The organism is Prevotella sp. SGI.167 (genome assembly GCF_050313615.1).
Taxonomy (GTDB): domain Bacteria; phylum Bacteroidota; class Bacteroidia; order Bacteroidales; family Bacteroidaceae; genus Prevotella.
On the sequence record NZ_JBNPLT010000006.1, the window covers coordinates 115,659 to 128,647 of the forward strand.

Genomic DNA, 12,989 nt, shown 5'->3' on the forward strand with positions numbered 1-12,989 from the left:
GGGCTGACTATTGAAGTGATTCCGCAAGGATTCAAACCTTGAACCTCTTGATCCGTAGTCAAGTGCTCTATTCAGTTGAGCTACGGAACCATTTCTTTAGCTTATTCTCAAGTTGTACACCCTTAGGGATTCGAACCCTAGACCCACTGATTAAGAGTCAGTTGCTCTACCAACTGAGCTAAGGGTGCATCTTCTTGATAGCCTCATTTCTGAATTGCGAGTGCAAAGGTACTACATTTTTTTGATTCCACCAAATTTTTTCGCAACTTTTTTCTATTTTTTTTTATTTTCTTTCTTGGTGAAGGTACCCAGTAGGTGTCTACAACCCTTATGATTGACCCCTGACAGTCGGTAGGTGCCGGAAGGTAATGTGCTGATATTTACCTGGTTATTGTTAATGAAGTATCTCTTGATTACCGTTCCTTGGAGCGTTTCAACCTCTGCAATCTTTGCATCCATTATTTTTGTAGTTTCTCCGAGGATTATCTTGTTGTCGTTGCAAACTAAGATTTTGGCTGCACCATAATGTTGGTGATTTCTTAGGATGTCGGCCTGATATTCTTGGGTTGCAGTGCTCTCTATGCCATATCCATCAGCAGAAGTGACGGCAAAATAGAGAGGATGTTCATCGGTATCTACATTTCCGGTGATGCTGATATGGGTTCCTTGATGTCGTGCAGCTATCAGATTACGGGCATCAGTGATGTCTACGGGGTAGGTTCTACTCGCATATACATTATTATATATATAAGGTGTAGTGATTTTGCTGCCATCCGTATATGTATTTACATTGCTCCATGATAAGCATAACTTTTCGCCAGCCTTAGCAACTTTGAAGTGTTGAGGCTGTGAAGGCTGTTTGTTGCTTGCCCATGTCATCGGTGGAACGAGTGCAGGATATGGATTAAACTGAGTCGTGAAATCCAGGATGCCTTGTCTGTTGTCGAGCAGGAATTTGTTGCGGAAGAATGCGTAGCCCATTCCCAGGTTGCGGGTATGCTGCATTTCTGCCGTGATGTCTTTGATATTCCATTTGCCTTCACGTGGGTCAAGGAAGTAGATACCAAGACCTGGAACCACAATCTTGCCGTGGCTCTGTTCCTGCCAGTCGATAGCAAAAGGATAGAAATGCTCATCTCTAAAGTACATCATAGGGAAGAGTTCATCCATCAAGCCATCCCGTAACCAGCCTTGCGCATCTTGGCAAACTTTGGTGTTGGCATTCCAGCCGTGGCTCCAATATCTGCTCAAGTCATCATATTTACCCACAGGTGAACAGCTCATCTTGATCCAGGGTTTCTGTGATTTGACTGCGTCGTTGATCTTTTGTACGATATTGGTTATATACCGTCTGCCTTGTTCTCTGCTTACCTTGATGTTCCAGGTTTCTGGATAACGGATATAATCTAGGTGGATTCCATCTACATTATATCTGTTAGAGATTTCTCGGCATATTTGAGCAAGATAGTTTCCTGTACGACAGTCTTCTGGATTCATGTAGCCGTCGGCACCAATTTTGCGAATCAGGCCGGGAAACTTGGTTCGGAGTTTTTTGCAACCCAATGCATTCCATTTACCGACAGGGATAGTTACTATCCAAGCGTGAAGTTCCATGCCACGTTTGTGACATTCGTCGATGGCAAACTGTAATGCATCGTAGCCAGGACTTCTGCCGGGAAATCCGGAAAGGCAACCATCCCATGGCTCGTAGTCGGAGGGATATATCATGGTTCCTCTTATGCGGGTTTGCAGAAGCACGGTGTTGATATGTGCTTTTTGCAGGCGGTCAAGGATAGAACGAAGCTCTTGCTTCTGTTTCTCTGCTGATAGAGATGACTGAGCGTATGAATGCGGCCAGTCTATGCCGCCGATAGTGGTGAGCCATACGGCACGCACTTCGTGCTTGGGAGCTTGGTCGTTGAATACGATGCTAGTTGCTTTTTGTGTAGGTTCCTTGTATGTGTAGCTCTGTGCTTTTGAAGGCAAAACAGAGCACAAAAGGAAGAAAAATATCTTAATTCTGTGCATAATCTTACAATTTGGCAACAAAGATACTGATATTTTTCCGTATTTCAAATAAAAATAGTACTTTTGCCACTGAATAATTAAAAAACATGTGATTTAATCACAAAATAGGAGAGAATTTTAAAAAAAATACAAGAAAATGGTCAGTTTTATCATTAGTTTAGTGGCTCTTGTTTTGGGCTACATGCTTTATGGAAAATTTGTGGCGAGAGTGTTCGGTCCTGATGACCGCCCTACGCCAGCAGTGACCAAAGCCGATGGTGTCGACTTCATGGTGCTGCCAAGTTGGAAAATCTTTATGATTCAGTTCCTCAATATTGCGGGAACGGGACCAATTTTTGGAGCCATCATGGGTGCTTGGTACGGACCGGTGGCTTATCTGTGGATCATCTTCGGCTGTATCTTTGCAGGAGCCATGCACGATTATATGAGTGGTATGCTCAGTATCCGTAATGGCGGTGCTGGATTGCCGGAGTTGGTGGGCAAGTATCTCGGCGGAACCACCAAGAAGGTGATGCTGGTATTCTCTGTATTGCTTTTGATGATGGTGGGTGCTGTATTTGTGTACAGCCCTGCTGTGATATTGAAAGATATATGGGGCAGTCAGATGATGTGGATATTGGTTATCTTCCTTTATTATATCATAGCAACATTGTTGCCTATTGATAAGATTATCGGTAAGGTATATCCTCTCTTTGCTTTTTCGCTTCTGTTTATGGCAGGAGCGTTGATGATCGGTTTGTTCTTGAAATGGCCTACATTGCCAGAACTTTGGAGCAATTTGAGTGATTCCAATCTGAACGAGAATCCGGCATGGTTGGGTGCCGAGGGATATATGGCTGTCAATCCGTTGTTCCCTTGCCTCTTCATTACCATTGCATGCGGTGCCATCAGTGGTTTCCATGCAACACAGAGTCCGTTGATGGCTCGTTGTATGAAGAATGAGAAGATGGGACGTCCTATATTCTATGGAGCGATGATTACAGAGGGTATTGTTGCTGTGATTTGGGCTACCGTTTCCATGTACTTCTTCTATTATGGAGGATGGCGTGAATGCGTATCTCCTGAGGTGGCTCAGGAGTTTATTGCGCAGGCTGATGGAGGTAAGTCTCTCCTTCAGAATTTCACAGCTCCGCAAGTGGTAAAGCTGGTTTGCTCCAGTTGGCTTGGTGTAGCTGGTGGTATCCTTGCACTGTTGGGAGTTGTAGCCGCTCCTATCACGAGTGGTGATACAGCTTTGAGAAGTGCACGCCTTATCATTGCTGAGTTTATCGGATTGGAACAGCGCTCTATGCGTAAGCGATTATATGTATGCATACCATTGTTTGCTGCTACAGTGGGCATTCTGGTATGGCAGATGGAGAATCCGGATGGATTCAATATCATTTGGCAGTATTTCGGATGGGCCAATCAGACTTTGTCTGTGTTCACCCTTTGGACTATAACTGTTTATCTGGTACAGCAGAAGAAATCGTTTATTATCACCTTGGTACCTGCCCTGTTTATGACAGTGGTTTGCTCTACCTTCCTGTTGATATCTCCACAGGCGTTAGGACTTGATGGTACTCTCGGCTATTCGGGTTGTGTCATTATCCTGGTGGTAGCATTGGTGTGGTTCTTCTCTTGGTTTAAGAAAAGAAATAAATAATATTAACTAATACACATTATTATGCGTATAAAAAAAATAGCTGTTGTGGCATTGGGTCTGATGGTATCTGTTGGAGCTCATGCCCAGTTTGAAAGTGGAAAACAATATTGTGGTGCGTCATTGACGGGCTTGAATTTGAGTTATAATGGCTCAGAGGAACTCAGCCTTGGTATTCAGGCTAAGGCTGGTTATTTTTTCGAAGACGATATGATGCTCCTGGCACAGGCTGAGTATAAGCATTCTGGCTTGGAGGGCGTGAAGGATTATTGGGCCTTGGGCGCTCAGGGCAGATATTATATCGAGCAGAATGGTATTTATCTGGGGGCTGGCATGAAGTTGATTCATACCGGCAGTTATAATGATGTGATGCCTGGTGTTGAGGTAGGATATGCATTCTTCGTGAGTAAGCAGGTTACCATAGAACCTGCAGTGTATTATGATCAGAGTTTTAAGAATCATTCCGATTATTCTACTGTAGGCGTGAAGGTCGGAATAGGTATTTATTTGTAATAGAATATGCAGCAACAGTTTTCATCGGCATTGCTGGAGAAGGCGGTGGCTGAGTTTGCTAAGCTACCGGGCGTAGGGCGTAAGACCGCCTTGCGCCTTGTGCTTTTTATGCTCCGCCAGAGTGGGGAAGAGGTTGAACAGTTTGTCAATTCTATCTCCAAAATGAAGCGTGAAGTAAAGTATTGTCGCATATGCCATAATATCAGCGATACGGATGTATGTCCAATCTGCTCTGATTCACGTCGGGATACTACTACGGTTTGTGTGGTAGAGAATGTGCAGGATGTATTGGCAGTAGAAAATACACAGCAGTTCCATGGTCTCTATCATGTGTTGGGAGGGATTATTTCACCGATGGATGGTATTGGACCTTCTGATATAGAAATAGAATCATTGGTGCAGCGTGTGGCAGCTGGAGGTATCAAGGAAGTAATCTTTGCGTTGAGCAGTACAATGGAGGGTGATACCACCAATTTCTACATCTCCCGTAAACTTGCTGATTTTCCAGTGAAACTATCGGTTATCGCCCGTGGTATCTCTGTGGGTGATGAATTGGAATACACGGATGAGGTTACCCTGGGTAGAAGCATTCTCAATCGTACTCCTTTCGAAAGATAGCTATATATAAAAGGTAATCAAGTATTAAACTCTACATATTTAAATAATAATGAATATCAAACAAGTACAACGAATATTATTGACCAACTTCTTCTTTATGGTTGTTGTCACTTTGCTGTTGGTAGGTCTTTATGAGACGGAAATTCTTACTCCTACTGATATGGCATCCGATGCAACCTTGATGTTTGTCATTCTCACCATGATGGAGTTGGTAACCATTGTGGCTATTCCTGTTGCGTTGAAAATGTTCAGTTTGAAGGCTGTCCGCCGTAAGTTGGTGGCTCGCAAGGGTGATGCGCTTTTGCCTTGGGGTACAGCGCGTCTTAATATGCTTTGTCTGCCGATGTTGATCAATACTTTCATGTATTATCAGACCATGTCACCGGCTTTTGGCTATATGGCAATTATTCTTTTCCTTTGTCTTTTCTTTGTTTATCCTAGCATTGGCAGATGTGAGGCTGAGGTTAGTGAAGATTGAACGCTTGATTTATGAAATTATCTGTTATTATTGTCAGCTATAATGTCAAGTACTATATAGATCAATGTCTACGTTCTGTACTGAAGGCCATTGATATGGTGGATGTGGAACGCAAAGGAAATCAGGTGGAAATAATCGTTGTGGATAATCATTCTACCGATGGGTCTGTGAAGTATCTTGAAAAGCGCTATCCTAAGAACCTGCATCCTATGCTGAAGATTGTGAGCAGTGTGCATAATCTGGGCTTCGCCCGTGCCAACAACATTGCCATTCGTCAGAGCAAGGGCGCGTATGTTCTCTTGTTGAATCCTGATACAATCGTAGGTGAACATGTTCTTGAGGAATGTCTTGGCTTTATGGATGCTCATTCTGATGCTGGTGCTTTGGGGGTGAGAATGATTGGTGCTAATGGGCAGGTGGCGATGGAAAGCAGGCGTGGCTTGCCTTCTCCGATGGTAGCTTTTTATAAGATGATGGGCTTTTGTGCCCGCTGGCCAAAGAGCAAGGTGTTTGGCCGTTATTATATGGGTTATCTTCCTTGGAATGAACCTGTCCAAATCGATGTTGTGAGTGGGGCTTTCTGCATGTTGCGCCGTCAGGCTATAGAGAAAGTGGGATTGCTTGATGAGGATTTCTTTATGTATGGTGAGGATATCGATCTTTCTTATCGTATATTAAAGGGCGGTTTTCATAATTACTATTTGCCTGTAGATATCTTGCATTATAAGGGTGAGAGTACAGAAAAATCAAGTTTCAGATATGTGCATGTCTTTTATGAGGCAATGCTTATCTTCTTTCGCAAGCATTATTCGGGTATGTCTCTCTTGTTGAGTATTCCTATCAAGATTGCCATTTACGCCAAAGCTTCTGTGGCGTTAGTAAGGATGCTCTCGAAAAGAATGCGTAAGAGTTTGGGATTTTTCTCTCCATCCCAGAGAGATGATTCCCAATATTTGTTATTCGATGCTGATGAGATGAATTATGAGGATATGTTCCGCCATCTTAAGGAAAAGTCGGATGAGCAGGTGAAATTAGCCATTTATACCAAGAGCATTGGCAAGGTTATAACTGATAGATATGTCGTGGATAAGGAAGAAATGCCATATCTATAATGGATAAGTGTAATCTTGATATGTAATTAATGTACGCGCGTACAATATTTATATATATAAATCAAAAAGTCATTACTGTATGAATGAAATGAATGGTAAAGGTAGTAAACCTTTGGTTTATTTGCGAGCTTTGGAGATGGAGGATATTGAGTTTCTCTATGAAGTGGAAAATGATAGAAGTTTGTGGGGAGTAGGGTGTACCAATGTACCTTACTCTCGCCAAATGCTGATAGATTATATAGCCAGTGCTTCGGCAGATATTTATGCTGATCGCCAGATGCGCCTTATTATAGAGAATGGACAGCATGAAACGGTGGGTATGGTAGACCTGATAAATTTTGATCCGCGTCATCTTCGTGCTGAAATCGGCATTGTTATCAAGGATGAAGTTCGTGGAAAAGGATATGCTCAAGAAGCAATTCGCCAATTATTGGTATATTCTAAAGAAATTTTACACCTTCATCAGTTGTATGCCATTGTCTCTACCAAAAATGAGAAGGCTGTGAAAATGTTACATTCTGTAGGGTTCGAGGGGAGTAAAATGCTCAAAGAATGGCTATTTGAGGGTGATTTCTACGTAGATGCCTATCTTTTTCAATGTTTTTTGTAAAAAAGTTGCAGAAAAATTTGGTGGAGTCAAATATTTGTAGTACCTTTGCAACCGCAAATGAAAAATGAGCGTTTAGCAATTCAATTTGATTTAATTGGTGCGTTAGTTCAGTTGGTTAGAATGCCTGCCTGTCACGCAGGAGGTCACGAGTTCGAGTCTCGTACGCACCGCTTAATCATTTGTCTTCTAAGCCACTTGTTTGGTGCGTTAGTTCAGTTGGTTAGAATGCCTGCCTGTCACGCAGGAGGTCACGAGTTCGAGTCTCGTACGCACCGCAAACATTTTAAATTTGAATCCTCCATAAGCATTATGGTGCGTTAGTTCAGTTGGTTAGAATGCCTGCCTGTCACGCAGGAGGTCACGAGTTCGAGTCTCGTACGCACCGCAGAAACCTTCGAGAAGTGATTCTCGGAGGTTTTTTTGTTTTTATACCCCCTGATTCTCTCCATTCTCCATTCTTCACTCTTCACTTTCTTTCTGTATGTTATTTCTTTGTTAAGGTTTAGAAATAATTTTGATATTTCCTTAATTATCTGTATCTTTGCATCCATAAAGGGAATGTTTAAAATTCTCTGTTAAGGAATAATAGATATAAAAAGAGAGAAAGAAATGATTATTATCATCACAATTTTGGCATATTTCTGCGTGTTGTTGCTTTTCAGTCACATCACGGCAAGACGTGCCAGCAGTAATGAAACGTTTTATAGAGCTAACCGACGTTCGCCTTGGTATATGGTAGCCTTCGGTATGGTGGGTGCTTCCATCTCGGGTATTACCTTTGTCAGTGTGCCGGGCATGGTGATGAAGACCGATATGACCTATCTTCAGATGTGTCTTGGATTTATCGTGGGTTATTTTGCCGTAGGTTTCCTTTTGCTGCCTATCTATTATCGGTATAATCTCACTACCATTTATAGCTACTTGCAGCAGCGGTTGGGTGAGCGCTCATATAAGACGGGAGCTTCATTCTTCCTCTTGTCTAAGATGACTGGAGCCGCAGTTCGCTTCTTTGTGGTCTGTATCTTGTTGCAGCGGTTTGTGCTCGATGGGGTGGGTGTTCCGTTCTGGATAACGGTGCCTGTGATGGTGATGCTCATCTGGCTCTATACCCGAAAGGGTGGCATCAAGACTCTGGTGTGGACGGATTCCTTCCAGACCACCTGTATGTTTGCGGCGCTCATCCTGATTATCTATCAGGTGATGGCTGCCTTAGGCATGACGCCTTCTGAGGCTGTTTCGGCAATTGTTCAAGATAGTCATTCCCGCATCTTTGTCTTTGATGATTGGGTATCGAAGCAGAACTTCTGGAAACAATTTCTCAGTGGTGTGTTTGTGGTGATTGTGATGACAGGATTAGATCAGGACATGATGCAGAAGAATCTTACCTGCAAGTCGCTTCGAGAGGCACAGAAAGATGTTTGTACCTACGGCTTTGCCTTTGTGCCAGCCAATCTGCTTTTCTTGAGTCTGGGTGTACTGCTGATGATGCTGGCTCAGAAACAGGGAGTGGCTTTGCCATCTGCTCCTGATGATCTGCTGCCGATCTTTGCGGCATCAGGAGCGATGGGAACCTTGGTGGTTGTGCTCTTTACCATTGGTATTGTTGCTGCCAGTTTCTCCAGTGCCGACTCTGCACTGACTGCTATAACCACGAGTCTTTGTGTTGATATCCTGGGCAGGAAGGATGATGTGAAGCTCCGCAAGTGTATGCACTTGTTGGTTGCGGTGGTGTTCATGCTGTTCATCATTGCCTTCAAGGCCATCAACTCTACCAGCGTTATTGATGCCATCTACATTCTCTGCTCGTATACCTATGGACCATTGTTGGGATTGTTTGCCTTCAGTTTGCTTACCAGGCGACAGGTGAACGACCGGTGGTCACCATGGATTTGCATAGCCAGTCCGCTTATCTGTTTCGTCATCGATAACATGACATCACAGCTTACAGGTTATAAGTTTGGTTACGAACTCTTGATGCTGAACGGTGGCTTGACCTTCGCCGGTCTAGCCTTGAGTAGTGCAAGCCAATTCAATATGAAACATAAACTATAAACATTATAAACAATGAAAACAAAAGTGTTATTCGCTGCATTGTTGCTCAGTGCAACAACAGCTTTTGCCCAGCAGGATAAGTTGGGCTCTGGTATTGACAAGGCCAATATGGACTTGAGCATCAAGCCAGGAAAGGATTTCTATCGTTATGCCGCAGGCAACTGGATGAAGAACAATCCGCTTGATGCTGAGCATACTGATAATGGTGCTTTTACAGACCTCTTTGAGCAGAATCAGAAGCGCATTCAGGACATCATCCTTGAATATGCTTCCAAGCCACAGCAGAAGGGTTCGCTCGAACAAAAGATTGGTTCGCTCTACAACCTCCGTATGGACAGCGTTCGCCTGAACAAGGAGGGATGGGCACCTATCAAGCCAACTCTCGACCGTATCGCTGCCATCAAGGACCGTAGAGAGTATCAGTTGGTAACAGCTCAGCTCGATTTCCGTGGCGAGGGTACCATGATGTATGGTATCGGTGTTGGTGCCGACCTTCGTGATGCCGCCAACAACCTCGTTGAGGTAGGACAGGGCGGTATTGGTCTTGGTGTACGTGATTACTATGTAAACGATGACGAGCAGACCAAGAAGATCCGTGATGCATACAAGGCTTATATGAAGAAGCTCTTCCAGATGGTGGGCAACGACGAGGCTACAGCCCAGAAGAAGATGGAGGCTGTGATGGCCATCGAGACCCGCATCGCTAAGGCAAGCTATAGCCAGGTACAGCTCCGCGACATCGACAAGAACTATCACAAGATGACCTACAATCAGCTCGTGCTCGATTATCCTGGCATCGACTGGGGCAACGTGTTCCTGGCATCCGGTTTCCCTGCTTTCAAGGAAGTTTGTGTAGGTCAGCCTGAGCCAATCCACGAGGTTGAGAAGATTCTCGCAGAGACCTCTCTGGATGATTTGAAGACATACGCAGAGATTAAGGTGATTTCTGGTGCTACCAGTGTGTTGAGCGATGATTTCCGTGCCGTATCCTTCCAGTTGAGCAAGGTAATGAGCGGTGTTCAGCAGGACCGTCCTCGCTGGAAGCGTGCTGTAAGTACCGTGAGCGGTGTTTTGGGTGAGGCTATCGGAAAGATCTACGTAGAGAAGTACTTCCCTGAAAGCAGCAAGAAGCGTATGCTCGACCTCGTTCACAATCTCCAGACTGCGCTTTCTCAGCGCATCGATGAGGCTACATGGATGAGTGCTGCTACCAAGGCACAGGCTAAGGATAAGTTGGAGAACTTCATCATCAAGATCGGTTATCCTGACAAGTGGAAGGATTATAGCGGTTTGCAGGTAGATGACAGCCTCTCTCTCTACGAGAATATGGCAAACATCTCTGAGTTCTTTACCAAGGATGCCATTGCCCGTAAGGTGAACAAGCCGGTAGATAAGACAGAGTGGGGAATGACTCCTCAGACTATCAATGCTTATTACAATCCAACTACCAACGAGATCTGCTTCCCTGCAGCTATCCTGCAGCCTCCTTTCTTCGATCCAACAGCAGATGATGCGATGAACTATGGCGGTATCGGTGGTGTAATCGGTCATGAGATGAGCCACGGTTTTGACGACCAGGGTAGCCAGTTTGATAAGACTGGTAACCAGCACAACTGGTGGACCGCTGCAGATAAGAAGAACTTTGAGGCTCGCACCAAGATTCTGGTTGACCATTTCAACAAGATTGAGTTGGCTGGCAAGAAGGTAAACGGCCAGATGACCCTGGGTGAGAACATCGGTGACAATGGTGGTTTGAACATCGCTTTCCGTGCTCTTCAGAATGTGATGAAGACAGAGAAGTTGGGTGTGAAGGATGGATTTACTCCAGAACAGCGCTTCTTCCTGGCATGGGCACGTGTATGGGCAGGCAATGCCCGTCCTGAGTACCTGCAGTATCTGATGACCGTGGATGTTCACTCTCCAAACGAGGCTCGTGTGAACGGTGCCCTCCCAATGGTGGATGCATGGTACAAGGCATTCAACATCAAGAAGGGCGACAAGCTCTTTGTTCCAAAGAACAAGCGTGCACATATCTGGTAAAAACATAAAAAAGTCTTGCAGGCACATTGGCTTGCAAGACTTTTTTTATGCTTGTTGCTTTCTTTGCAGAAAGTTTCGTATGCTATGCAGATTACTTTGTTCCGAAATAGAGGAACAGCATTCCGAGCAGAACGAGAAGAAGGTCAACAAACTTAGCCTTGAGGTTCTTCTCGTGGAAGATGGCTGCACCGAAGAGGAAGCTGACGATGACCGAACCGCGGCGGATCATGCTGACGATACTGATCATGGCTCCTGGCAAGCTCAATGCGTAGAAATATACGAAATCAGCAGCCGAAAGGAAGATGCTGATGAAGATGATGCTCCAATGCCAATGGAATGGGGTGGAGTTCTTCTTGGTAGGCCACCATATCATCAGGAGCATGGCTCCCATGAGGAAGCACTGGTAGATGTTGTACCAGCTCTGCACGATCATTCTATCCAATCCTACACCACCATTCTCGGGTGGAGCCATCAGATACTTATCGTATAGACCACTCACCGCACCGAGTACGGCAGCCAGAACGATGAAGTAAATCCACTTGTTGTGCTTGAAGTCGATGCCCTCCTTCTTTCCGCTGCGCGAAAGCATGGCAAAGGAGATGATGGCAAGAATGACACCAATCCACTGGTAGAGGTTGAGTACCTCGCCGTAAACCAGCAGGGCACCCACGAGTGTCATTACCGGACGGGTGGCATTGATAGGCCCCACGATGGTGAGTGGCAGATGCTTCATGCCGAAATAACCGAAGATCCAACTGCTCAATACGATGAAACTCTTGAGCACGATATACTTGTGAACTTCCCATCCGCCTTCGGCTACATGGAACATGGTTCCATCCAGCGAATTTCCTGTATAGCTCAAGATGATGAACGGCAGGAAGATGAGTGATGAGAAAAGCGTGTTCAAGAAGAGCACGGGAATTACTGCGTTACCTGAAAGTGCCTTCTTCTTGAAGGCATCATAGAATCCCAGCAGCGCTGCTGAGAGAAATGCTAATACTAACCACATAGTAGTGTTTAATGTTTATTATTTAATGTTTATTGAGGCTCGCGCCCTTGTGTTTCTAATCATTTATTCTTTGAAATCATATCCCACGTCTTCCAGGAACAGGGCATTGCCTGGCATGCTTTCGCCCGCATCGCTGCGGCTGCCATTGTGCAGGATGTCGAGGAACTGCTCCATCGTAATCTTTCCCCTGCCCACATCGATGAGGGTACCCACCACGGCTCTCACCATGTTTCTCAGGAAACGGTTGGCGGTGATTTCGAAATACCAGGTAGTGGGAGAGGTCTGAACCCAGCGGGCTGTCGTTACATGACAGATGGTGGTCTTGTTGTCACCGCCCGCCTTGCAGAAAGCAGCATAGTCTTCGTGTTGCAGAAAATGCTGTGCAGCCTCGTTCATCTTCTTGAAGTCGAGAGGATAGTTCATCTGCAGGGAATAGTGACGCTCGAATGGGTCCTTTTTTGTGTGGATATAAAAATGATAGGTACGCGAGGTGGCAGAGAAGCGGGCGTGCATCTCAGGATTAACCTCCTGTACTTCGTATACTGCGATGTCACGTGGCAGAATTCGGTTCAGACGATATACCAGTTGGTCGAGTTCCATCGTAATCTCAGCTTCGAAGTGAGCCGCCATGTTGCGGGCATGTACTCCTGTGTCGGTTCTTCCGGCTCCCACTACTTCTATCTCTTTTCTCAGAAGTATGGAGAGTGCACGCTGCAACTCCTGCTGTACCGAATTGGCATTAGGCTGAATCTGCCAGCCGTGATAGTTGGTTCCGTCGTAACCAAAGAATATAAAATATCTCATTATTAACTTTGAACTGTTTTACTTTGAGCTTCGAACATAGAGCTTGGTTTGCCCTTCGTTTTTCGCTTAATTCGGGTGCAAAG

Annotated in this window: 11 protein-coding genes and 5 tRNA genes; 11 read left to right on the plus strand and 5 right to left on the minus strand. The window is 44.9% G+C overall.

Annotated elements, in window-relative coordinates:
* Positions 1 to 16: 16 nt before the first annotated feature.
* The 3 genes from ACQRBJ_RS05065 to ACQRBJ_RS05075 form a co-directional block, all read right to left on the minus strand.
* A tRNA-Arg gene (locus ACQRBJ_RS05065) sits at positions 17 to 90 on the minus strand.
* 25 nt (positions 91 to 115) lie between these two features.
* Positions 116 to 188: transfer RNA gene (locus tag ACQRBJ_RS05070), tRNA-Lys, on the minus strand.
* 85 nt (positions 189 to 273) lie between these two features.
* Positions 274 to 2,028 carry a glycoside hydrolase family 10 protein gene (locus ACQRBJ_RS05075; RefSeq protein ID WP_445303004.1) on the minus strand — a complete coding sequence of 585 codons (1,755 nt, stop codon included), beginning with the start codon at positions 2,026 to 2,028 and terminating at the stop codon, positions 274 to 276.
* A 136-nt stretch (positions 2,029 to 2,164) separates the two neighbouring features.
* Between ACQRBJ_RS05075 and ACQRBJ_RS05080 the strand changes: the two genes are divergently transcribed.
* The 11 genes from ACQRBJ_RS05080 to ACQRBJ_RS05130 all read left to right on the plus strand — a co-directional run bounded on the left by ACQRBJ_RS05080 (position 2,165) and on the right by ACQRBJ_RS05130 (position 11,093).
* The gene (locus ACQRBJ_RS05080) at positions 2,165 to 3,673 is read left to right on the plus strand and encodes a carbon starvation CstA family protein (RefSeq protein WP_445303005.1); all 1,509 of its coding nucleotides are present in this window, start codon (positions 2,165 to 2,167) and stop codon (positions 3,671 to 3,673) included.
* 21 nt (positions 3,674 to 3,694) lie between these two features.
* A complete protein-coding gene (locus ACQRBJ_RS05085) occupies positions 3,695 to 4,183 on the plus strand; it encodes an outer membrane beta-barrel protein (RefSeq protein ID WP_217761001.1) in 489 nt (162 codons plus the stop codon).
* 6 nt (positions 4,184 to 4,189) lie between these two features.
* Positions 4,190 to 4,801, plus strand: a complete 612-nt coding sequence (gene recR, locus ACQRBJ_RS05090; RefSeq protein WP_294972398.1) for a recombination mediator RecR — start codon at positions 4,190 to 4,192, stop codon at positions 4,799 to 4,801.
* 49 nt (positions 4,802 to 4,850) lie between these two features.
* On the plus strand, positions 4,851 to 5,279 hold the full coding sequence (locus tag ACQRBJ_RS05095) for a hypothetical protein (protein ID WP_153122728.1): 429 nt from the start codon (positions 4,851 to 4,853) through the stop codon (positions 5,277 to 5,279).
* An 11-nt stretch (positions 5,280 to 5,290) separates the two neighbouring features.
* The gene (locus ACQRBJ_RS05100) at positions 5,291 to 6,391 is read left to right on the plus strand and encodes a glycosyltransferase family 2 protein (RefSeq protein WP_445303006.1); all 1,101 of its coding nucleotides are present in this window, start codon (positions 5,291 to 5,293) and stop codon (positions 6,389 to 6,391) included.
* Between the two features lie 79 nt (positions 6,392 to 6,470).
* Positions 6,471 to 7,001, plus strand: coding sequence for a GNAT family N-acetyltransferase (locus ACQRBJ_RS05105; RefSeq protein WP_294972390.1), 531 nt, complete (start codon positions 6,471 to 6,473; stop codon positions 6,999 to 7,001).
* Positions 7,002 to 7,097: 96 nt separating this feature from the next.
* Positions 7,098 to 7,171 (plus strand) — tRNA-Asp (locus ACQRBJ_RS05110).
* A 31-nt stretch (positions 7,172 to 7,202) separates the two neighbouring features.
* Positions 7,203 to 7,276 (plus strand) — tRNA-Asp (locus ACQRBJ_RS05115).
* 36 nt (positions 7,277 to 7,312) lie between these two features.
* A tRNA-Asp gene (locus ACQRBJ_RS05120) sits at positions 7,313 to 7,386 on the plus strand.
* A gap of 224 nt (positions 7,387 to 7,610) precedes the next feature.
* On the plus strand, positions 7,611 to 9,053 hold the full coding sequence (locus ACQRBJ_RS05125; RefSeq protein WP_441932276.1) for a sodium:solute symporter: 1,443 nt from the start codon (positions 7,611 to 7,613) through the stop codon (positions 9,051 to 9,053).
* A 12-nt stretch (positions 9,054 to 9,065) separates the two neighbouring features.
* Positions 9,066 to 11,093, plus strand: a complete 2,028-nt coding sequence (locus tag ACQRBJ_RS05130; RefSeq protein ID WP_445303007.1) for a M13 family metallopeptidase — start codon at positions 9,066 to 9,068, stop codon at positions 11,091 to 11,093.
* Positions 11,094 to 11,184: 91 nt separating this feature from the next.
* Here the strand turns inward: ACQRBJ_RS05130 and ACQRBJ_RS05135 are convergent, their stop codons facing one another.
* Entirely contained in the window at positions 11,185 to 12,102 is a 918-nt protein-coding gene (locus tag ACQRBJ_RS05135; RefSeq protein ID WP_089542731.1) for a DMT family transporter, read from the minus strand.
* A gap of 63 nt (positions 12,103 to 12,165) precedes the next feature.
* Positions 12,166 to 12,906 (minus strand): tRNA pseudouridine(38-40) synthase TruA, encoded by a 741-nt coding sequence (gene truA, locus ACQRBJ_RS05140; protein ID WP_445303008.1) that lies wholly within the window; start codon positions 12,904 to 12,906, stop codon positions 12,166 to 12,168.
* Positions 12,907 to 12,989: the final 83 nt, after the last annotated feature.

Coding starts and splice junctions, on each gene's coding strand:
- ACQRBJ_RS05075 (WP_445303004.1), bottom strand. CDS start 2,028: ATGCACAGAATTAAGATATTTTTCTTCCTTTTGTGCTCTGTTTTGCCT.
- ACQRBJ_RS05080 (WP_445303005.1), top strand. CDS start 2,165: ATGGTCAGTTTTATCATTAGTTTAGTGGCTCTTGTTTTGGGCTACATG.
- ACQRBJ_RS05085 (WP_217761001.1), top strand. CDS start 3,695: ATGCGTATAAAAAAAATAGCTGTTGTGGCATTGGGTCTGATGGTATCT.
- recR (WP_294972398.1), top strand. CDS start 4,190: ATGCAGCAACAGTTTTCATCGGCATTGCTGGAGAAGGCGGTGGCTGAG.
- ACQRBJ_RS05095 (WP_153122728.1), top strand. CDS start 4,851: ATGAATATCAAACAAGTACAACGAATATTATTGACCAACTTCTTCTTT.
- ACQRBJ_RS05100 (WP_445303006.1), top strand. CDS start 5,291: ATGAAATTATCTGTTATTATTGTCAGCTATAATGTCAAGTACTATATA.
- ACQRBJ_RS05105 (WP_294972390.1), top strand. CDS start 6,471: ATGAATGAAATGAATGGTAAAGGTAGTAAACCTTTGGTTTATTTGCGA.
- ACQRBJ_RS05125 (WP_441932276.1), top strand. CDS start 7,611: ATGATTATTATCATCACAATTTTGGCATATTTCTGCGTGTTGTTGCTT.
- ACQRBJ_RS05130 (WP_445303007.1), top strand. CDS start 9,066: ATGAAAACAAAAGTGTTATTCGCTGCATTGTTGCTCAGTGCAACAACA.
- ACQRBJ_RS05135 (WP_089542731.1), bottom strand. CDS start 12,102: ATGTGGTTAGTATTAGCATTTCTCTCAGCAGCGCTGCTGGGATTCTAT.
- truA (WP_445303008.1), bottom strand. CDS start 12,906: ATGAGATATTTTATATTCTTTGGTTACGACGGAACCAACTATCACGGC.